At 69.0% G+C, this 19482-nt stretch carries 16 protein-coding genes; 6 read left to right on the top strand and 10 right to left on the bottom strand.

The window, feature by feature from the left end:
• Positions 1 to 107: 107 nt before the first annotated feature.
• Entirely contained in the window at positions 108 to 3095 is a 2988-nt protein-coding gene (glnE, locus tag ACXAFN_RS06185) for a bifunctional [glutamate--ammonia ligase]-adenylyl-L-tyrosine phosphorylase/[glutamate--ammonia-ligase] adenylyltransferase (RefSeq protein WP_474987130.1), read from the top strand.
• Here the strand turns inward: glnE and ACXAFN_RS06180 are convergent.
• From ACXAFN_RS06180 to ACXAFN_RS06165, 4 genes are all read right to left on the bottom strand, one after another.
• Positions 3081 to 3767 (bottom strand): HAD family hydrolase, encoded by a 687-nt coding sequence (locus tag ACXAFN_RS06180; protein ID WP_474987128.1) that lies wholly within the window; start codon positions 3765 to 3767, stop codon positions 3081 to 3083. The genes glnE and ACXAFN_RS06180 overlap by 15 nt on opposite strands.
• A gap of 64 nt (positions 3768 to 3831) precedes the next feature.
• On the bottom strand, positions 3832 to 5334 hold the full coding sequence (locus ACXAFN_RS06175; protein WP_474987127.1) for a tripartite tricarboxylate transporter permease: 1503 nt from the start codon (positions 5332 to 5334) through the stop codon (positions 3832 to 3834).
• Between the two features lie 15 nt (positions 5335 to 5349).
• On the bottom strand, positions 5350 to 5823 hold the full coding sequence (locus ACXAFN_RS06170; RefSeq protein WP_474987126.1) for a tripartite tricarboxylate transporter TctB family protein: 474 nt from the start codon (positions 5821 to 5823) through the stop codon (positions 5350 to 5352).
• A gap of 65 nt (positions 5824 to 5888) precedes the next feature.
• Positions 5889 to 6890: a tripartite tricarboxylate transporter substrate binding protein gene (locus ACXAFN_RS06165; protein ID WP_474987124.1), complete on the bottom strand. Its 1002-nt coding sequence runs from the start codon at positions 6888 to 6890 to the stop codon at positions 5889 to 5891.
• 430 nt (positions 6891 to 7320) lie between these two features.
• Between ACXAFN_RS06165 and ACXAFN_RS06160 the strand changes: the two genes are divergently transcribed.
• The 4 genes from ACXAFN_RS06160 (at position 7321) to ACXAFN_RS06145 (ending at position 11492) form a co-directional block, all read left to right on the top strand.
• A complete protein-coding gene (locus ACXAFN_RS06160; RefSeq protein WP_474987122.1) occupies positions 7321 to 9162 on the top strand; it encodes a bifunctional sugar phosphate isomerase/epimerase/4-hydroxyphenylpyruvate dioxygenase family protein in 1842 nt (613 codons plus the stop codon).
• A 95-nt stretch (positions 9163 to 9257) separates the two neighbouring features.
• Positions 9258 to 10124 (top strand): shikimate dehydrogenase family protein, encoded by an 867-nt coding sequence (locus ACXAFN_RS06155; protein WP_474987120.1) that lies wholly within the window; start codon positions 9258 to 9260, stop codon positions 10122 to 10124.
• Positions 10121 to 10561 carry a type II 3-dehydroquinate dehydratase gene (gene aroQ, locus ACXAFN_RS06150; protein ID WP_474987118.1) on the top strand — a complete coding sequence of 147 codons (441 nt, stop codon included), beginning with the start codon at positions 10121 to 10123 and terminating at the stop codon, positions 10559 to 10561. Before ACXAFN_RS06155 ends, aroQ begins: the two co-directional genes overlap by 4 nt.
• Positions 10562 to 10688: 127 nt before the next feature.
• Positions 10689 to 11492 carry an IclR family transcriptional regulator gene (locus ACXAFN_RS06145; protein WP_474987116.1) on the top strand — a complete coding sequence of 268 codons (804 nt, stop codon included), beginning with the start codon at positions 10689 to 10691 and terminating at the stop codon, positions 11490 to 11492.
• A 23-nt stretch (positions 11493 to 11515) separates the two neighbouring features.
• Here ACXAFN_RS06145 and ACXAFN_RS06140 read toward each other — a convergent pair whose 3' ends face one another.
• From ACXAFN_RS06140 to ACXAFN_RS06115, 6 genes are all read right to left on the bottom strand, one after another.
• Complete coding sequence (locus ACXAFN_RS06140; RefSeq protein WP_474987114.1) at positions 11516 to 12337, bottom strand: sugar phosphate isomerase/epimerase family protein; 822 nt, start codon at positions 12335 to 12337, stop codon at positions 11516 to 11518.
• Positions 12334 to 14040, bottom strand: a complete 1707-nt coding sequence (locus tag ACXAFN_RS06135) for an FAD-dependent oxidoreductase (protein ID WP_474987112.1) — start codon at positions 14038 to 14040, stop codon at positions 12334 to 12336. The genes ACXAFN_RS06140 and ACXAFN_RS06135 overlap by 4 nt, the downstream gene beginning before the upstream one ends.
• A 3-nt stretch (positions 14041 to 14043) precedes the next feature.
• Positions 14044 to 15093: a Gfo/Idh/MocA family protein gene (locus ACXAFN_RS06130; protein ID WP_474987110.1), complete on the bottom strand. Its 1050-nt coding sequence runs from the start codon at positions 15091 to 15093 to the stop codon at positions 14044 to 14046.
• A gap of 114 nt (positions 15094 to 15207) precedes the next feature.
• Positions 15208 to 16161, bottom strand: coding sequence for an AEC family transporter (locus ACXAFN_RS06125; protein WP_474987108.1), 954 nt, complete (start codon positions 16159 to 16161; stop codon positions 15208 to 15210).
• Positions 16162 to 16206: 45 nt separating this feature from the next.
• The gene (locus ACXAFN_RS06120) at positions 16207 to 16986 is read right to left on the bottom strand and encodes an IclR family transcriptional regulator (protein WP_474987106.1); all 780 of its coding nucleotides are present in this window, start codon (positions 16984 to 16986) and stop codon (positions 16207 to 16209) included.
• A gap of 57 nt (positions 16987 to 17043) precedes the next feature.
• Complete coding sequence (locus ACXAFN_RS06115; RefSeq protein ID WP_474987104.1) at positions 17044 to 17823, bottom strand: IclR family transcriptional regulator domain-containing protein; 780 nt, start codon at positions 17821 to 17823, stop codon at positions 17044 to 17046.
• A gap of 153 nt (positions 17824 to 17976) precedes the next feature.
• On the opposite strand from ACXAFN_RS06115, the gene ACXAFN_RS06110 reads away from it, so the two are divergent.
• Positions 17977 to 19326, top strand: a complete 1350-nt coding sequence (locus ACXAFN_RS06110) for a class-II fumarase/aspartase family protein (RefSeq protein WP_474987102.1) — start codon at positions 17977 to 17979, stop codon at positions 19324 to 19326.
• The last annotated feature ends 156 nt before the right edge of the window (positions 19327 to 19482 follow it).

Below are 19482 nucleotides of genomic sequence, written 5' to 3'. Positions count from 1 at the left end.
CCGGCGCTCGCACCATGGCCAACTGCGATAGCCCTGGGCTGAGCTAGTGTGAGCCGCCTCGGCTTGGGTATGCTGAAGGGCATCGATCAACCGGATGCGAGATGCCCATGGCCCTGCCCGATGACTTCCTGCCGCTGGATGCCATTCCCGAGCCGCTGGCGGCGCCGCTGCGCCATGCCTGGGAGCGCCTCGGCACCGCCCTCGAGCAGGCCGACAACCTGGCCTCGCTGCAGGACCAGGAAGGGCCGGGCGAGACCTGGGCGGCGCTGGCGCCGCATCGCCGCGAGCAGCTGGCCCGGGTACTGGCGATCTCGGACTTCGCCGCCGAGACGCTGATCCGCCATCCCGACTGGCTGCCGCATCTCGATGCCGCCGGCGAGCTGGATGCCGCACCCGACGGAGCGGCGTGGCACGAGACCCTCGCCGAGTGTCTCGAGAGCGCCGAGGACGAGGCGGCCATGCATGCCGTCATCCGACGCTTTCGCCGCGCGCGTATGCTGGGCATCGTGTGGCGCGACCTGACCCGCCCGCCGGGCATCGACATGTGGGCCACCGCCGCCGCCGTCTCCCGGCTCGCCGAGGCCTGCCTGGAGCAGGCCCTGGCCTGGCTCGAGCGCCACCTCGAGGCGCGCTGGGGGCGCCCGTCGCCGCGCGCCGACGGCAGCGAGCAGCGCCTGGTGGTGCTCGGCATGGGCAAGCTGGGCGCCGGCGAACTCAACCTCTCCTCGGACATCGACCTGATCTTTGCCTTCCCCGAGAAGGGCGAGACCCGCGGCGGCCGCAAGGCCCTCGAGCACCAGGAGTACTTCACCAAGCTCGGACAGAAGCTGATCACCGCCCTGGACGCGGTGACCGCCGACGGCTTCGCCTTCCGCGTCGACATGCGCCTGCGCCCGCTGGGCGACGGCGGCCCGCTGGTCGGCAGCTTTGCCTCGCTGGCCGGCTACTACCAGGACCAGGGCCGCGAGTGGGAGCGCTACGCCATGCTCAAGGCGCGCCCGGTGGCCGGTGACCTGGGCGCCGGCGCCGAACTGCTGGCCAGCGTGCGGCCCTTCGTCTATCGCAAGTACCTGGACTTCGGCGCCATCGAGTCGCTGCGCGAGCTCAAGGCGATGATCAACCGCGAGGTGCGCCGCCGCGGCATGCAGGGCAACATCAAGCTCGGCCCTGGCGGCATCCGCGAGGTGGAGTTCGTGGTCCAGGCCTTCCAGTTGATCCGCGGCGGGCGCGACACCGAGCTGCAGGTCACCTCGCTCGCGACCGCCCTGGCGCGCCTGCCAGAGCTCGGCCTGCTGCCCGAAGAGGTGGTCGAGGAGCTCACCCCCGACTACGTCTTCCTGCGCGACATCGAGCACGCTCTCCAGGCCCTGGAGGACCGCCAGACTCAGACCCTGCCGGCCGAGGAGGTCGATCGCGAACGCCTGGCGCTGGCGCTCGACATGGCGGACTGGCCGGCGCTGATGGCGCGGCTCGACGAGGTGCGCGCCCGGGTGCGCCGCCACTTCGATGCGGTGATCGCCGACCCCGAGGAAGAGGTCGAGGACGAGGCCGCCGCCGAGGCGGGCGGCGTCGAGCTGGAGGAGTGGCGGGCGCTGTGGCGTGACGCCCAGGGCGAGGAGGAGGCCCTGGTGCACCTCGAGGAGGCGGGCTTCGCCGACCCGGCCGCCGGCTACCGCCGGTTGCGCGCGCTGCGCGACTCGCGCCAGGTGCAGTCGATGCAGCGCATCGGTTACGAGCGGCTGGAGGCGCTGATGCCGCTGCTGCTCGATGCCGCGGCGGCCAGCGACGCCCCCGACGTGGCCCTGGAGCGGGTGCTGCCGCTGGTCGAGGCGGTGCTGCGGCGCACCGCCTACCTGGCGCTGCTGCGCGAGAATCCCGAGGCGCTGGAGCACCTGATGCGGCTGTGCAGCGCCAGCCCCTGGATCGCCGAGCAGCTGGCGCGCCATCCCATCCTGCTCGACGAGCTGCTGACGCCGGACACCCTCTACACGCCCGCCGACAAGACGCGGCTGGCCGACGAGCTGCGCCAGGCCCTGGGGCGGATTCCCGAGGGCGACGAGGAGGCCGAGCTCGAGGCGCTGCGGGTCTTCAAGCACGCCCAGGTGCTGCACGTGGCGGCCTCGGATATCGCCGGTACCCGCCACCTGATGAAGGTCAGCGACTACCTGACCTACATCGCCGAGGTGGTACTGGAGACGGTGCTGGCCATGGCCTGGAAGCATCTGACCCGCAAGCACGGCTTTCCCCTGCGCCGCGACGGCGAGCGCTGCGACCGGGCCGCCGAATTCCTGATCGTCGGCTACGGCAAGCTCGGCGGCATCGAGCTCGGCTACGGCTCGGACCTGGACCTGGTGTTCCTCCACGACGGGGCGACCCAGGGCAGCACCGACGGCGAGCGGCCGCTGGACAACGCGGTGTTCTTCACCCGGCTCGGCCAGCGCATCATCCACCTGCTCACCGCGGTGACCCCGGCGGGCAGCCTGTATGAGGTCGACATGCGCCTGCGGCCGTCCGGCAACGCCGGCCTGCTGGTGTCGAGCCTCGACGCCTTCGCCGACTACCAGCGCCGCGAGGCCTGGACCTGGGAGCATCAGGCGCTGGTGCGGGCCCGGGTGGTGGCCGGCCATGAGGAGCTGGCCGAGGGCTTCGACGCCGTGCGCGGCGAGATCCTCGGCCGAGCGCGCGATGCCGAGGCGCTGCGTGACGAGGTGGTGGCCATGCGCCACAAGATGCGCGAGCACCTGGCCGGCAGCGGCGGGGGGGACGACTTCGACCTCAAGCAGGATCCGGGCGGCATGGTCGACATCGAGTTCCTGTGCCAGTACGCGGTGCTGGCGATGTCCCACGACACCCCGGCGCTGCTCCAGTGGAGCGATAACATGCGGATCCTCGAGACCCTGGAGAGCAGTGGCCGGCTGCCCGCGGAGGACTGCCGGCGGCTGCGCGAGGCCTACCTGGCCTGCCGCACCGCGGCCCACCGATCGGCCCTGACCCGCGAGCCGGGCCGCGGCCGCAACGCCGACTTCGCGGCACACCGCCGAGCGGTCATCGATGCCTGGCAACGACTGCTCGAGCCGGCGTCAGGCGCCTCCTGAGGCTCGGCGATACCAGGTCTCGAGCGCGGCCTCCAGGTCGCGCAGGTCCACTGAGGTGACCACGTCCGAGGGAAAGGGCGAAGCCGCCGGGTCGGCGGTGATGCCGATGAAGCCCGTGCCGTTGGAGCGGGCGGCGCGGTAGTCATTGTAGGAGTCGCCCACCATCACCGTGCGGGGGGCGCGATGGCCGCGGCGATTCAGCAGGTGCCCGAGCCCGGTGACCTTGTCCGGCGGGGAGCCGATCACTTCGTCGAAGTAGGGAGTCAGGTCGCGTTGCGCCGTGATCTCGCGCAGCTCGTGCTCGGGGGTGGCGGAAAGCAGATAGATCGGCCGCCGGCCGCGGTGCCGGGCGAGGAACGCCAGCGCCCCGGGAATGGCGGGCGCCGCCAGGATGCGGGCCTCGACGTTGGCCTTGAAGCGTCGGCACAGGGCCTCGATGGATGCCTCGTCGGCCTCGCGACCGAGGATCTGAGCCTCGATGTGGCGAAACTTGACCTCGCGGGGCTGGCCGCCGCGGCGCCCTAGATAGGCGCGCACCGCGCGGCGCAGGGGCTCGGGCTGGTCGTCGTACAGGGCGGCGAACGCCTCGCGCTTGAGGCTCGCCGAGTCGAGAATCACGCCGTCGAAGTCGAAGACCAGCACGCTGTCCGAGTCGCAGAAGAAATCACTCACGTCGGGCTCCGCTGCACGCGAACGCGGCCCGGAGGCCGCGTTTCGGTTAGGTTCCTGGAGCGCGTCAGCTTCGCTGGAAGCGCGACACCACCCACCGCTTTGCCGGGGTATTGCCCAACAATACCAGAACGATGACCGCGGTCAGGATCAACGATAGCGGGTTGGTGACCAGCGCCGTCAGGAAGGCCGGGATGCTGTCGCCCACCGAGGACATGGCCTGGCGGTAGGTTTCGTCGAGCAGCGGCCCCAGTATCACGCCGAGGATGATCGGCCCCATCTGGAAGCCGAAGATCTTCAGGAAGTACCCCATGATGCCGAAGCCGAGCATCCAGTAGACCTCCGTCATGCTGCTGTTGATCGAGTAGGTGCCGACCACGCACAGCACCAGGATCAGCGGGATCAGCAGGGCCTTGGGCAATTCCACGACCTTGGTGAAGATCTTGATGCCGGTCAGCCCGAAGATCAGCAGGAAGACATTGGCCAGCGCCAGGTTGCCCACGGTGAACCAGAAGATGTGCGGCGTCTCGATCATCAGCATGGGGCCGGGGTTGAGGCCATGGATGACCAGTGCGCCGATGATGATGGCGGTGACGGCATCGCCGGGCATGCCCAGCGTCAGCATGGGCACATAGGCCCCGCCCACCGCGGCGTTGTTGGCGGTCTCCGGCGCCACCAGCCCCTCGTAGGCGCCTTGGCCGAACGGCTTGGAGGGCTTCTTGACGGTACGCTTGGCGTGATCGTAGGCGAACAGCGAGGCGATATCGCCTCCGGTGCCGGGCAGGGCGCCCACCACGACCCCGATCAGCGAGGTGCGGATCGACAGCGGCAGGTACTTGAGCACCATGCTGAAGGCGGGGATGATCTTGTCGACCTTCTGGCGGACCGGGGCCTTGTCGAGATAGTGCAACTGGTAGAGCGCCTCGGCGACGCCGAACAGGCCGATCATCACCACCACGTAATGGATGCCGCCCATCAGGTTGATGTTGTCCATGGTGAAGCGGCCTTGGGCGGTGACCGGGTCCATGCCCACCAGGCCGATGATGCCCCCCAGCGCCACCGAGAAGATGCCGCGGGCCAGCGATTTGCCGGCCAGCGTGCTGACCAGCAGCAGGCCCATGACGGCGATCAGGAAATAGTCGCGAGGCGCGAACTCGAGGGCCACGTCGGCCAGGTAGGGGGCGCTGCCGGCCAGCACCAGGGTGCCCAGCAGGCCGCCGATCACCGACATCACGGTGCTCAGTCCGATGGCGCGGCCCGCCTCGCCCTGCTGGGCCAGCGGATAGCCATCGAAGGCCGTTACCACCGCCGAGGGGGCGCCGGGGATGTTGAGCAATATGGCGGTACGCGAGCCGCCGTAGACGCCGCCGCAGTAAATGCCGACGATCAGCGCCAGGGCATGGTTGACGTCCCAGGAGAAGGTAAAGGAAATCAGGATGGAGGCGGCCATCGTCACTGACAGGCCGGGGATGGCGCCGACGTAGATGCCCGCGAGCGTCCCGAGCGCTGTCAGCAGCAGCAGCTGGGGATCCAGCCACGCCATCAGCAGGTAGGAGAACGTATCACTCATGGTAAGCCTCGGGTGTCAGGGGAGGTAGACGCGAAAGACCTGGGTGAAGAGGCCATAGATGACGGCGATGGCGAACGCCGAGATGACCAGCGAACTCACGACCTTGCCTCGACGCAGGAAGATGAAGGTCAGGGCCAGGAAGGCGAAAGTGCTGGGGAAGAAGCCCAGCGGCCGAATCACGGCCAGATAAACGATGGCCAGCGCGCAGAAGGCCAGGACGACCGGCGGGAAATGCTGGCGCAGGAAGCAGGTCAGCTCGTCGAGCGGGCCTCGAGTGTCGGGACGGGCCTTGCGGCGATGGCCGACGAGCACGGCGATGGACGAGCCGATCATGATCAGCGACAGGCCGATGGGAAAGGCGCCGGCGGAGTTGATCGAGGAAAAACCGGTGATCTGATAGGCCTGGTAGAAGAGGGCGAGGCTGAAGACCAGCAGCAGCCAGTCGAAGACGCGTTCGCCGGCTTGCAGTTTGGAGGGCTTGTGGCTCATTGAGATGCTCCAGTGGGGCGGCGGGCCGTGGACCGCCGCCCCATGTCGGACGGTGCCGGGCCCCGTCAGGGACGGGGGATGCCCAGCTCTTCGGGTGAGGTTTCCACCGCCCCGGCGTCATACATCGACCAGGCGGTGACCGATTGCCAGTTGTCGAGGTACTGCTGGGCTTCCTCGCCGCTGAGGTTCAGCGGTTCGCCGCCGAAGTTGTCCAGGAAGGTCTGGAACTCCTCGTTGGCCACGGCCTGCTGATAGGCATCTTCCAGGGTCGCCTTGATGTCGTCCGGGGTGTCCTTGCGCACGAACACGCCCCAGAACGGCCCCCACGGCAGGAAGGAGTCGATCTTGGGCAAGGCCTGAGTGATCGGCGGCACGCCGGGCAGCGACTCGATCTCCTCGCTGGAGAGCACCGCCAGGCCCTTGAGCTTGCCGGCCTGAATCTGCTCGCGCGCGGCGGCCAGGCTGAGCGGCATGAAGTCGATATGACCGCCGAGCATGGCGGTGATGCCGGGGCCGTCGCCGCCGAAGGTCACGGTACGAACGTCGAGCTCGTCGACGGCGTTGACCATGGCCTTGACGGTGCTGGGCAGGCCGCCGGCACCGGTGCCGCCCATGCGCAGGGTGCCGGGCTCCTGGTGGGCGGCCTCGAGGACGTCGCCGAAGTCGTCGTAGGGGCTGTCGGCGGGGGCGGCGATGACCACCTGGCCCTGGCCGATGATGTTGATGGTGTGCATGTCGTCATAGCCGAAGTCGGCCAGGCCCATCAGCCGATAGAGCTGCGGGTTCTCGGCGCCATACAGCAGGTTGTAGCCGTCGGGACGCTGCTGCATGACGTAGTTCATGCCGATCACGCCGGTGCCGCCGGGGCGGTTGGTCAGTACCACGGTCGTATCGAGCACGTCCTCGACGTGCGGCGTCAGGCTGCGCGCGACGTTGTCGGTGGCGCCGCCGGCGCCCCACTGGATGGTGCCTTTGATGTTGCGTTCCGGATAGTCCGCCAGTGCCACGCCCGAGAGTGTCAGGGAGCCGATGGCGATGGCCAGGCCGGTGAGCAGCGGTTTGAACATCTTGGAGTCCTCCGAGTGCATCTGCTTGTTATGTCGGTGATACCCGTCGAGGGGCTGGTCGTGCCACCTGGGGCGGCTGGGAGTGCAAGAGTTCGAATGTCGAACTAAAGTGCTTTAGGCGAACAAACTAGAACCGGTTTCTAGAAGTGTCAATGCGGTTTCCTACGATCTAAGACCAAGGTCGCAGATCGGCTGGCGATAGCGGCCAAGCCTTGTCGGATGCGATGCCACGCGCCTGAAGCCGGTCACTTCCCTTCTATGCTAGGGGCTATTCCCCCGGGAAAAGTTGCTTGCCATTTCCCCCCATCCATCGTGCATAATGCGAACTAAAGAACGCTATGCGAACATTTTGGGCGTCACTCGCCGCGTCGGAACGACCCCTCAGGGGGATGTGGCGAGGATCTCATGATCCATTTGTCAGGAGGTTCTGATGCGTGCCATCGCCACCGTGTGCCTGAGTGGAGATCTGCGAACCAAGCTCGAAGCCATCGCCCGTGCCGGCTATGGCGGCGTCGAGATCTTCGAGAACGACCTGCTGTCGTTCGATGGCTCGCCCGAGGAAATCCGCGAGCTATGCGCCTCGCTGGGACTGACCATCGTCGCCTTCCAGCCGTTTCGCGACTTCGAGGCCATGCCCGAGCCCCAGCGCAGCCGCAACCTGCAGCGCGCCGAGCGCAAGTTCGATCTCATGGAACAGCTTGGCACCGATTTCCTGCTGGTATGCAGCAACGTTTCGCCTCAGGCCGTCAACGATCTCGATCGCGCCGCCGCCGACCTGCGCGAACTCGCCGAGCGCGCCGCCAGGCGCGGTATCCGCATCGGCTTCGAGGCGCTCGCCTGGGGCCGCCACATCTCCGACTATCGCGATGCCTGGGAGGTGGTGCGACGCGCCGACCATCCCCACCTGGGCATCGTGCTCGACAGTTTCCATATCCTCTCGCGGGGGCACGATCTCTCCGCCATCGGCAGGATTCCGCGCGACAAGATCTTCTTCGTGCAGGTGGCCGATGCGCCGCTGATGGACATGGACGTGCTGCAGTGGAGCCGTCACTTCCGCTGCTTCCCCGGCCAGGGGCGGCTGCCGCTGGACGCCTTCATGCGCGAGCTGGCCCGCTCGGGCTACGATGGCCCGCTGTCGCTGGAAATCTTCAGCGATGCCTTCCGCGCCGCGCCCACCGAGATCACCGCCCTGGACGGCCTGCGCTCGCTGATCTGGCTCGAGAACCTGGTCGAGGATGGCCCCTGGGCCGGGCACATACCGTCGGCGCCGCACTATCGCGGTATCCACTTCATCGAGTTCACCCTCGATGAGGAGAGCGCTGCGCCGCTGGGCGAGTTCATCGGCGCCCTCGGCTTCCGCCACGTGGGGCGCCATCGTTCGAAGAACGTCGAGCTGTGGAAGCAGGGCGACATTCACCTGGTGCTCAACTTCGAGACCGACAGCTTCGCCCACACCTTCCGCCTGCTGCATGGGACCTCGGTGTGCGCCGTGGGCTTCCGCGTCGATGACGTGGAGCAGGCGCAGGCCCGGGCCCGGGCCTTCCTGGCGCCGCGCTTCCGCGGCCAGATCGGCGAGGGGGAGATGGAGATCCCGGCGCTGCGCGGCATCGAGGGTAGCCTGGTCTACCTGGTCGATGACCAGGCCGCCGATGACCTGCAGTGGCGCACCGACTTCGAACTCTTCGACCAGGAGAGCCGCGACGAGGCGGGGCTGGTGCGCATCGACCACCTGTCCTATGTGCTGCCGGCGACCCAGCTGCTGGGCTGGCAGCTGTTCCACCGCACCGTGTTCGGCTTCGCCGCCGAGGCGGAGAACGAGATCGTCGACCCGCGCGGCATGATGGTCAGTCAGGCGGTGGTCAGCCCGGACCGCAGCATCCGCCTGCCGCTCACCGTGTCCCAGGCCCAGGAGACCCAGCCGGGACGCTTCCTCAGCGAGTTTCGCGGCGGCGTGCAGCAGATCGCCTTCGAGAGTCACGACATCTTCGCCACCGTCGACGAGATCCAGGCCCGCGGTCTGCCGCTGCTGAAGATCCCGGGCAACTATTACGACGACCTGGAAGCCCGTTTCGGTCTCGACGAGGCCCTGCTGGAGGCCTTGCGCAGCCGCAACATCCTCTTCGACCGCAACGACGACGGCGACTTCCTGCATGCCTACACCGAGACCTTCTCCGGTCGCTTCTTCTTCGAGATCGTCGAGCGACGCGGCGGTTACCAGCAGTTCGGCGAGGCCAATGCCGGGATCCGCCTCGCGGCCCAGTCCAGTCGTTAGCATCTGCTGGCTGTTGCGCTCGCGACGGCCGGCAGGACGCGCCCGAAGCTCAGAACGCACCATCAGGGGAGTCCCCCCGTTACCGGAGAAAGACCATGAAATTGGGGTTGATCGGCAAGGCAATCATGAATTCCAGCTCGCCGGACCTGCACGTGCGGCTCGGCCAGTTGACCGGCGTTCCGGCCACCTACGATCTCTTCGACGCCAACGAGATGCCCATCGAGTCGCTGGAGAGTCAGGTGCGCCGGGTCATCGCCGAAGGCTATCGCGGGGTCAACGTCACCTTCCCCTGGAAGGAAGAGGCCGTGCACCTGGCCGACCGGGCCTCCGAGGGCGCGCGCATGGTCGGTGCCGCCAATACCCTGGTGTTCGAGGACGGTGAGATATTTGCCGAGAACACCGATTTCACCGGCTTCGTCAGCGGCTTTCGCGCCACCTTCGGCGAGCGTGCGCCGGGCCGCGTGCTGCTGATCGGCACCGGTGGCGTGGGCAAGGCGGTGGCCTTCGGGCTTGGCAAGCTCGGAGCGGAAGAGGTGATCCTGCTCGACCTCGACGAGGACAGGACCCGCCGGCTCGCCGGCGAGCTGGAGGCGCAGGGGTTCCCGGCCTCGTGGATCGGCCAGGACCTGCTGGCCGAGACGGCGGCGCGCTGCGACGGCCTGATCAACTGCACGCCCATCGGCCACGAGAAGAGCCCCGGCTGCCCGCTGCCCAGGGAGCTGATCCAGGCCCATCACTGGATCTTCGACGCCGTCTACGTGCCGGCGGTCACCGAGTTCATCGCGGCTGCCAGGGCGGCCGGCGCCGGCGTGATGAGCGGCGTCAGCCTGTTCGTCTTCCAGGGCGTGGACGCCTTCAAGCGGTTCTGCGAGGATGCCGCCAGGCGCGCCGCGGCCGACGAGCAGGCCGAGACGCTGTTCGCCCACTACAAGCGGCAACTGCTGAAGGAGAACGACGGATGAGCGAGGGCAAGGTCCTGGTCCTGCATGGCCCCAATCTCAACCTGCTGGGCACTCGCCAGCCGGAGATCTACGGTCACGAGACCCTGGAAGATATCAACAACGCCCTCTACGAGCGGGCCGCGGTCAACGGCTGGGAGATCGCCTGCCGGCAGAGCAACCACGAGGGCGAGCTGATCGATGCCATCCATGCCGCCCGGCTGGACGGCACCGTCGCCATCATCATCAACCCGGCGGCCTACACCCATACCTCGGTGGCGATCCTCGATGCGCTCAACGCCTTCGACGGCAAGGTGATCGAGGTGCACCTCTCCAACGTGCACAAGCGCGAGGCCTTCCGCCACCACTCCTACGTCTCGCTGCGCGCCGACGGCGTGATCGCCGGGCTCGGCAGCCAGGGCTACCACGCCGCCCTGGAGGCGCTGATCAAGGCGGGGTGAGCACCGGGCCGGGCGTCGCCCTTTTGCCTCACCACTTTTCCTCTCCACGCCGAGCGGCGGTAGAATGCCGGAGATCTGGAACCGTGTTCAGGTTCCTCGGCATTCACCACGTTCACGGAGAGGCACGATGGCCGGCGTCATGGCGCGTACCCTGGGTATCCTGGAACTGCTGGCTCGCGAGGCCGATGGCCTGCCGCTGGCGGTGATCGCCGAGCGGCTCGGCATGCCGCGCAGCGCCGCGCATCGGCTGCTCGGCGAGCTGATGCAGCACGGCTACGTGCGTCAGCAACGGGAGCAGGGCGACTATCTCCTGACCACCAAGCTGACCTCTCTGGGGCTCGGCTTCCTCAGCGCCTCGGGGATCGTCGACGCGGCGCAGCCGCTGCTCGACGGTCTGGCGGAGAACAGCGGGGAGCTGGTGCGATTGGCCGTGGTGGACGGCGCGCGTCTGACCTGGGTGGCCAAGGCCCAGGGAGCGCGCGCCGGCCTGCGTTATGACCCCGACATGGGGGCGGAGGCACGGCTTTCCTGCAGTGCCACCGGGCTTGCCTGGCTCGCGACCCTGAGCGACGAGCAGGCCCTGGCGCTCGTCGCCGAACAGGGCCTCGGCGCCCCCGAGGCCTATGGCCCCAACGCGCCGGCCGACGAGGCGGCGCTGCTCGCCGCACTGCGGCTGACCCGGGAGCGTGGCTTCAGTCTCGCCATGGAGACCTTCGCGCCCGGCATGAATGCCATGGCCGCGCCCGTGCGGCGAGGTCAGGCGCCGGCGATCGGCACCATCAGCATCGCCGGGCCGAGCATACGCCTCACCGAGCCTCGCATGCGCGAGCTGGGAGGGGAGCTGTTGGCGGTCGCCGAGGCGCTGGCGGCGTCGACCTCGGCATCAGGCCTGTTGCGAGGCGAGTGCAGCGCCACGGTCCCGACGCGCTGACGCGGCTGGCGGGCCTCGCTACCTCATTCCACCAGCCGACGCGCCCCCTCCCGTGCCAGGCGCGCCCGTTCCAGCGCGGTGACGCCGCGTTCGCGCAGCCCCGCCGTGGGCACTTCCAGGCTCAGCGGGATGGCGTCGGGCAGTGCCATCAGCAGCGCGGCCAGGTCGATGTCGCCATCGCCCGGGAAGCGACGTTCGCCTCGGGCCTCGCGGATGATGGCCTCCATGGTGGCGGGGATCGGGCCGGCCACGTCGCACAGCTGGGCGTAGCGCATCCACTCGCGGGGCACGCCGGCCAGGTCCTCGAGCCGGCTGGCACTGCGGTCGAAGTGAAAGGCATCGACCAGCAGGCAGGCGTTGTCGTGGCCCCCCGCGCGGGCGGCGCCGACGATGCGCCGCGCCTGGTTGAGGTCCCGCACGCCGGTCCAGGGCATGAACTCCAGATGCGGGCGAAGTCCCCGCGGTGCCGCCAGCTCGCAGAGGGCGGCGAAGTGGTCGATGGTGCGCGCCTCATCGTCGTCGTTGCCCGCTACCAGCACCTCGCTGGCGCCCAGCTCGGCGCCCACGTCCAGCACTCGCGCGAAGTCCTCCCCGACTCGGCTATCGGGCCTGAGGCGCAGGATCTCGATGTCGATGACCTCAAGGCCGGTGTCGCGCAGGCTTGCCTGGGTGCGGCGCAGCAAGGCGGGATCGTCGAGCAGCGAATCGTGTGGCTCGTCGGGCGTCGCCGGGATCAGCCGCAGGCCTACGCCGTCGTAGCCCGCACGGGCGGCCACCTCGACCATTTCGGGAGGCGACAGCTCGAGCACCGTGAGGGCGGCCAGGGACAGGGGGTGACGATTCATGACGCGTGCTCCTCGGCCGCATGCCGGCCGGCGATGAAGCCGAAGGTCATGGCGGGCCCTAGGTTGATGCCGCCGGCGGGGTAGTAGCCGCCCATGATGCTGGCCATGTCGGTGCCGGCGGCATAGAGGCCGCCGATGGGCTCGCCCGCGCCGTTCAGCACCCGGGCGTGTTCGTCGGTCTTGAGCCCGGCGAAGGTGCCGAAGCAGCCCGGGACCACCTTGACGGCATAGAAGGGACCTTCCTCCAGCGGGGCCACGCAAGGGTTGGGCGTGTGGGCCGGATCGCCCTGCTTGCGATTGTAGGGGGTCGAACCGCGGCCGAATTCGGGATCCTCGCCGTGGCGGGCATGCCGGTTGTAGGTCGCCACGGTTTCCTGCAGTCCCGCCGGATCGATGCCGCAGCTGCGCGCCAGCTCCTCGACGGTCCTGCCGGTCTCGAGGTAGCCCTTCTTGATCCAGTGGCGGAAGGGCACCGGGGCCGGCCGGGTGATGCCGATGCCGTAGCGGCGCTGGAAACGGTGGCTGCAGACCAGCCAGGAGGCGACCTCCTGCCCCTCCGGCACGGCCTCGATCATGGCATCCACGTAGTCGTAGTAGCCATGGGCCTCGTTGACGAAGCGCTTGCCATCGGCCAGCACACCGATGATGCCGGGCTTGCCGCGGTCGATGATGTGGGGGAAGTGGCCGACGCGGCCGTCCCGGTAGGGTACCCGCGACACCGGGGCCCAGGCCACCGGTGAATAGAGGCCGGTGTCCACCTCGCCGCCCACCGATTCGCCCAGGCGCAGGCCGTCGCCGTTGGCGGATTCGGGCGGCAGCGGCCAGTGCTCCCGGCCGGTGGGCGTGCGCGGGAAGAGCTGACGGCGGCGCTCGACGTCCCAGGCGAAGCCGCCGGCGGCGAGCACCACGCCACGGCGCGCGTTCAGGGTGACCTCGCCGTCGGGCGTCTCCACCACTACGCCGCTGACTCGCCCGCCGCTCTCGATCAGGCGTCGCGCCGGCGACGATACCCAGGTGTCCACGCCAAGGTCGTCGGCGGACTTGGCCAGCCGGCCGACCAGCGCGACGCCGTTGACCAGCTGCATGGCCCGACCGTAGCGCGCCAGGTCGTACAGGTGGCGGGTGAAACGCTTGGTCACGTGGACGAAGGACTTGAGCGAGCGGGTCATGCTCAGGAAGGCGGCGAGATCCGGCCCGGCCTGGATCGGCATGCCCAGGAAGGCGGTCTCGGGCATGGTCCTGCGCAGCTTGCCGAGGGTGCGACGCTTCAGCTGTCGGGCGTCATAGGGCGCGGCGATCACCGAGCGACCGCCGGTGCCTGCCCCCGGGGTGTCGCCGTGAATGTCGGCGATGGCGTTGCCATCGGCGAACTGCAGGGCGGTCTGCTCATGGAAGAAGGCGACCATGCGGGGGGCGGCGTCGAGGAAGGCGTCGATCTTCACCGCGTCGTAGCGCTCGCCCAGCTCGTGACGCAGGTAGGTGCGCACGGTCTCGGCATCCTCGTCGATGCCGGCGCGCTTGGCGAGCGGGTTGAGCGGCGTCCACATCCAGCCGCCGGACCAGGCGGTGGCACCGCCCAGGGCATCGTCCTTCTCGACCACCACCACCTTCAGGCCGTGGTAGGCCGCGTTCACGGCGGCGGACATCCCGGCGGCGCCGGAGCCCACCACGACCAGATCGTAATCGCGCGTCGTGTCGCTCATGGCTCAAGCCTCCCAAGGATGGTGCGGGACCGTAGACCGGCCGGATTCGGCGGCTCGCGAGACCGCATCGATCAGCGCCAGGGTGCGGGTCGCATCCTCGACGTCCACCAAGGGGGGCGTCTCGCCGCGAGCCACGGCGACGAAGTGGCGCAGTTGGCACGCCAGCGCCGACTCGCTCTCGGGAGTGGCCCGGTCGCCGACCAGCGGCGCATGCCAGTGCGGGCTGCCGTCGTAACGCCAGTGACGAAGCCCAGGCAGTGACAGGGCCCCCGCGCTGCCGGCGAGCAGGTAGCAGGGCTGGTCCGGCTGGTGGGGATAGGCGGGGTTCTCGCCGCTGGTCAGCTCCCAGCTCCAGGGCGCGCTGGCGGCATCGCTGGCGTTGAGGGTGCCCAGGGCGCCGTCGGCGAAGCGCAGCGTCAGCGCGGCGCTGTCGGCATAGGGCAGGCCACGCAGGTCGTCACGGACCATGGCTTGCACCTCGACGATGTCGCCGCACAGGTGGCGCAGCAGGTCCAGGTCGTGGATCAGGTTGGTGTGCAGCATGCCGTTGCCGGGTTCCTGTCGCCAGGGGGCGGCGAAGTAGTCGTCGGGCTTGTGCAATTGCCACAGCGCCGTGACGTTGGTCAGTCGTCCCAGCAGGCCGCCGTCGAGCAGTTCGCGGGCCTTGGCGATCAAGGGGTTGTGTCGGCGGTGATGGCCTACCAGAAGCGGAACCGAGGCATCGCGAGCGGCGTCGACCAGGCGCGAGGCCTCGTCGAGGTCCGTACCGATGGGCTTCTCGATCAGCGCCGGCACGCCGGCCGCCAGGCAGTCCAGCGCCGTGGCGACATGCAGCGCATTGGGATTGGCGATGATCACCGCCTCGGGACGCACGGACTCGAGCATTTCGCGATGGTCGGTGTAGGCCGGTACGCCGCGCTGCGCGGCGAACTCACGGCCCGGTTCGCCGGGATCGGCGATGGCGCAGAGGCGGGCGTCGGGACAGGCGGCGATGACGTCACAGTGCTGGCGGCCCATGGCGCCGGCGCCGATCAGGGCGAGGGAGAGTGGCATGAAAGCACCATATTGGAATCGTGTTCCGGGGTAATCTAGAACACGATTCCAGTATTTGCAATGCGAACTCGTGTTCGCAAGATCGGCCTGGCCACTCGTCCGATCGTCGGCCTCTCAGGAGGTGGCGAACAGGCCGACGTGGTGGACCAGCCACAGCACCAGGCTGATGGTCACGAAGGACGCCAGGGTACTGACCATCAGGGTGGCGGCGCTGATGTCGCCGAGCCCGAAGCGCTGGCCGAACAGCGGGTAGACGCTGATCATCGGGGCGCAGGCGAACAGCAGGGCACCGGTGATCAACAGGGGGTCGACATCCGGCAGCAGCAGGAAAACGCCGAACACCGCCAACGGGTGCAGTATCAGCTTGCCGATGGCGATCTGGCCCATGTCCAGTGCCATGCCCTTGACGCGCAGGCCGAACAGCGAGCCGCCGATCACGAACAGGGCGGCGGGGCCGGCGGCCCCGGCCAGCATGTCGATGACCTTGGCCAGCGGGCGCGGCAGCGGCTGGCCCGTCGCGGCCAGCAGCACGCCGATCACCAGACCGATCAGGATGGGATTGCGCACCAGGCGCAGCCCCGTCTGGCGCAGGGTCTCGCGCAGGCCGTTGCCGGTCTGGTGGCCCAGCTCGGCCAGGATCAGGGCCAGCGGGATGATCAGCAGATTCTCGATCAGCATGTTCAGGGCCAGGAACACCGCCGCGGGCGGCCCCAGCGCCATGGCCGCGACCGGGTAGCCGATGAAGCCGCTGTTGGAGGCCGACATGCCCAGCGACTGGATGGCCCCGGCGGCCAGCGACTTGCGTTCCAGCCCCAGGGTGAGCGCCAGGCCGAGGGCGAACACCGCCAGCGAGCCCGCGCCGTAGGCCAGCAGGTAATGGGGGTCGAAGACCTCCTCCAGGGGGTTCTGGGTCAGGGCGCGGATGACGAGTGCCGGCAGCGCGAAGTACATGACGAAGGTGCCGATGCCCTGGAGTGCCTCATGGGCGATGAGGCGGCCGGCCCGGGCCAGGTAGCCCAGGCCGATGATCAGGAAGATCGGCGTGGTGATGACGAGGATCTCGAGCACAGGGCCTCCTTGCCGACGTGCGGAATGAGAGGGCTGGTGACGGGGTCAGGTGAACAGCCGCGCGGACAGCCAGGCCTGTGACAGCTCCTCAGCGGCCTGCTGCAGGCTGGGGGCCAGGCGATGCATGCGCGGCTCGTCGAGGCGCACGCTGGGGCCGGCGACGCTCAGCGTGCCCAGTACCTGGCCATCCAGCGGGTGGCGGACCACGACGGCCACCGCCGAGGTGCCGGCGCCGGCATTCTCGACCTGCCAGCTGTAGCCATGGGTGCGGGCCCGGTTCAGGCGTTCGATGAGCTCGCCATGGGAGCGGGGGGCCTGGGGCCCGTAGTCGTCCGGGTCGCCGATGCCCTGGGCCTCGACCAGGGCGATCGCGTCTTCGTTGCTGAGGCTGGCCAGCCAGGCATGCCCCGAGGCGGTGTAGTAGAGCGGCGCCTCGCGGCCCATGTCCGGGTCGTAGCGCAGCCCGGAGCGCGCCCCCTGAGCCTTGGCGATCCAGGTCTGGCGCTGGCCCTCGATGAGGCCCAGCCGGACCAGTTCGCCGGATTCCTCGGCCAGCCGGTCGAGAATCGGCTGGACGATGTCCGGCGCCCCGCTGCTGGCCAGGAAGCGGCTGCCCATGGCGACCAGGCGAGTGGTCAGCTGGTAGTGGCCGCTCAGCGGCTCCTGGCGCACGTAGCCCAGGCGGATCAGCTCCTGGCAGATGCGGTGCACGGCGCTCTTGGGGATCGCCAGTCGCTCGGCGACGGTCTGCAGCGGCAGGCCGCGGGCATCGCCGGACAGGGCGTCCAGCACGCCGAGGGTGCGCTCGATCAAGCTTGCCGCCATGGGGACCTCCTTCGCGGGGCGGAACCGCGCGGCGCGCTCGCCCTGACCGTGATGCATTCAGCTGACATGGGCGCGAATCAGCTGCACCTTGTCCTGCAGCAGCGGCAGGAAGGTGTGGGTCAGGGTGTCGAAGTCGATGCGCGCGGCATTGGTGCTGACGTTGATGGCGCCGAGCAGCTTGCCGTTGGCGTCGAAGGCCGGCACCGCCAGGGAGCGCAGGCCCGGGTCCAGTTCCTGGTCGACGATGCTGTAGCCCTGCTGGCGAACCTGCTGGATGCAGTTGCGCAGCTGCGCCTTGTCGGTGATCGAGCGTTCGGTGTGGGCCTCGAGGGTGACCCGCTCCAGGTAGGCTTCCAGCGCCTCGTCGGCGAGCTGGGCCAGCAGCACGCGGCCCATCGAGGTGTAGGCCGCCGGCAGGCGGGTGCCGACCGACAGGGTGATGGCCATCAGTCTATGCTTGGCGGAGGAGCGGGCCACGTACATCACTTCGTCGCCGTCCAGCACGCCCAGCGAGGACGATTCGCCGATCTCGGCGGTGATGTCCTCCAGGTACTGCTGGATCACCGAGCGATAGTTGTTGGCCGAGAGGAAGGCATAGCCGAGCTGCAGGACCTTGGGCGCGAGCTCGAAGTGGCGTTGCTGCTTGCGCACGTAGCCCAGGGCATGGAGCGTCAGCAGGAAACGGCGGGCGCGGGCCCGGTTCATCCCCGTCTTGGCCGCCACCTCGCTCAGCGTCATCCGCGGAGTGGTGTCGTCGAAGGCCTGGATCACCTCCAGCCCGCTGGCCAGGGCGGTGACGAAGTCACGATCGTCGGGGGTCAGTGTCTCGTCTTGCATGGGGCGCGTCATCGCAGTTGGTCGGTATCGAGTTGATAGGTCAGTGTGGATCAATCTAGCATATTGTTCGAATTGCGAACACTTGTACGACTTTGGTCAAGTGATGGGCCGGCTGACAGGCCGGTCGGTCGTCTCACCTAGGGAGATCCTGCCATGCCCGCCGCTCTGATTCAGCGCCCCTTCATGAGCCAGCACGCCCTGGCCGCCAGCCGCGACGAGGACTTCGTCGCCGCCATGCTGGCCTTCGAGCTGGCCCTGGCCGAGGCCCAGGAGGCCGAAGGGGCCATGCCCGCCGGGACCGCCGCACGCCTGCGGGCCGCGCTGGAAGGGCATGCCTTCGACGTGCCCGCGATCGCCGAGGGCATCGCCAGCGGCGGCAACGCCGCCATCCCCTTCGTCAAGGCCGGGCGGGCCGCGCTCCCCGACGACCTCAAGCGCTACTGGCACCTCGGCGCCACCAGCCAGGACGTGGTCGATTCTGCCCTGATGGTCCTGCTGACGCCACGCCTGGCCGGCCTGGAGGCGCTGCTCTCGCGCTGCCGGGCGGCGGCGTTGCCGCTGATGCGCGCCCATGCGCGGACCCCCATGGTCGGGCGCACCCTGATGCAGCAGGCGCTGCCGATCACCTTCGGCGTCAAGGTGGCCCACTGGGCGCTGGGCCTCGAGCAGGCGCGGCGCCGCCTCGCCGCGCTGGGCGAGCCGGGCCTGCCGGTGCAGTTCGGCGGGGCCGTGGGCGTGCATTCCGGTTGGCAGACCCTCGGCCTCGCCGTCATGGACGGCCTCGCCGAGCGGTTGGGGCTGTCGGCGCCGGTACTGCCCTGGCACACCGACCGCCAGCCGATCCATGCCCTGGCCACCGCCCTCGACGCCGTGGCCGGCGCCGCCGAGAAGCTGGCGCTGGACGTCTCCCTGATGACCCAGACCGAAGTCGGCGAGGTGGCCGAGCCGGCCGGCGAGGGCATGGGCGAGTCGTCGTCGATGCCCCACAAGCGCAACCCGGTGCGCTGCGCGATGATCCGCGGGGCCTGCCGCCAGATCCATGGCCACACCTCGGTGATGCTCAACGCCACGGCACAGCCGCTGGAGCGCGGTCTCGGCGAGTGGCATGCCGAATGGGCGCCGCTGGTCGACAGCGCGCTGCTGCTGGAGGGCGCGCTGGAGCAGGCCGCCGTGCTGCTCGAGGGCCTGGAGGTCCACGAAAAGGCCATGCGGCGCAATCTCGTGGTGACCGGTGGCGCCATCATGGCCGAGCCGGTGGCCAGGCTGCTGACGCCGCACCTGGGCCCCGACGCGGCCAAGGGGCTGGCGGCGGAAGCGGCGGACCAGGCCCGCCGCCAGGGGAGCGCCTATGCCGACGCGCTCGAAGCGCTGCTGGCCGCCCGTCACGGCGAGCTGGGCGCCGAGATCGGGCGGGCGGAGATCGAGGCCGCCAGCGATCCGGCCTTATACCTTGGTAGTAGCGAGGCCCAGGTGGCGCGGGCGATCGGCTGGCTGGAAGGGTGATTAATGCCTTGAAAGAAAAGGGAAAGATTCGTCCATGGAAGGGGCCGGCGCAGCCGGCCCCTGTCGTTGTGGCATTTGACGGCGCCGGGCACGCGGATTAATTTGTTCGTACTGCAAATCTATGTGCGCATAGCGGACAATGCCGATCGCACAGAG

The sequence above is a fragment of the Halomonas sp. ABH4_019 genome (assembly GCF_056159885.1).
Note: the sequence above shows the minus strand (reverse complement) of the source record. Positions and strands in the feature narration are given on the sequence as shown.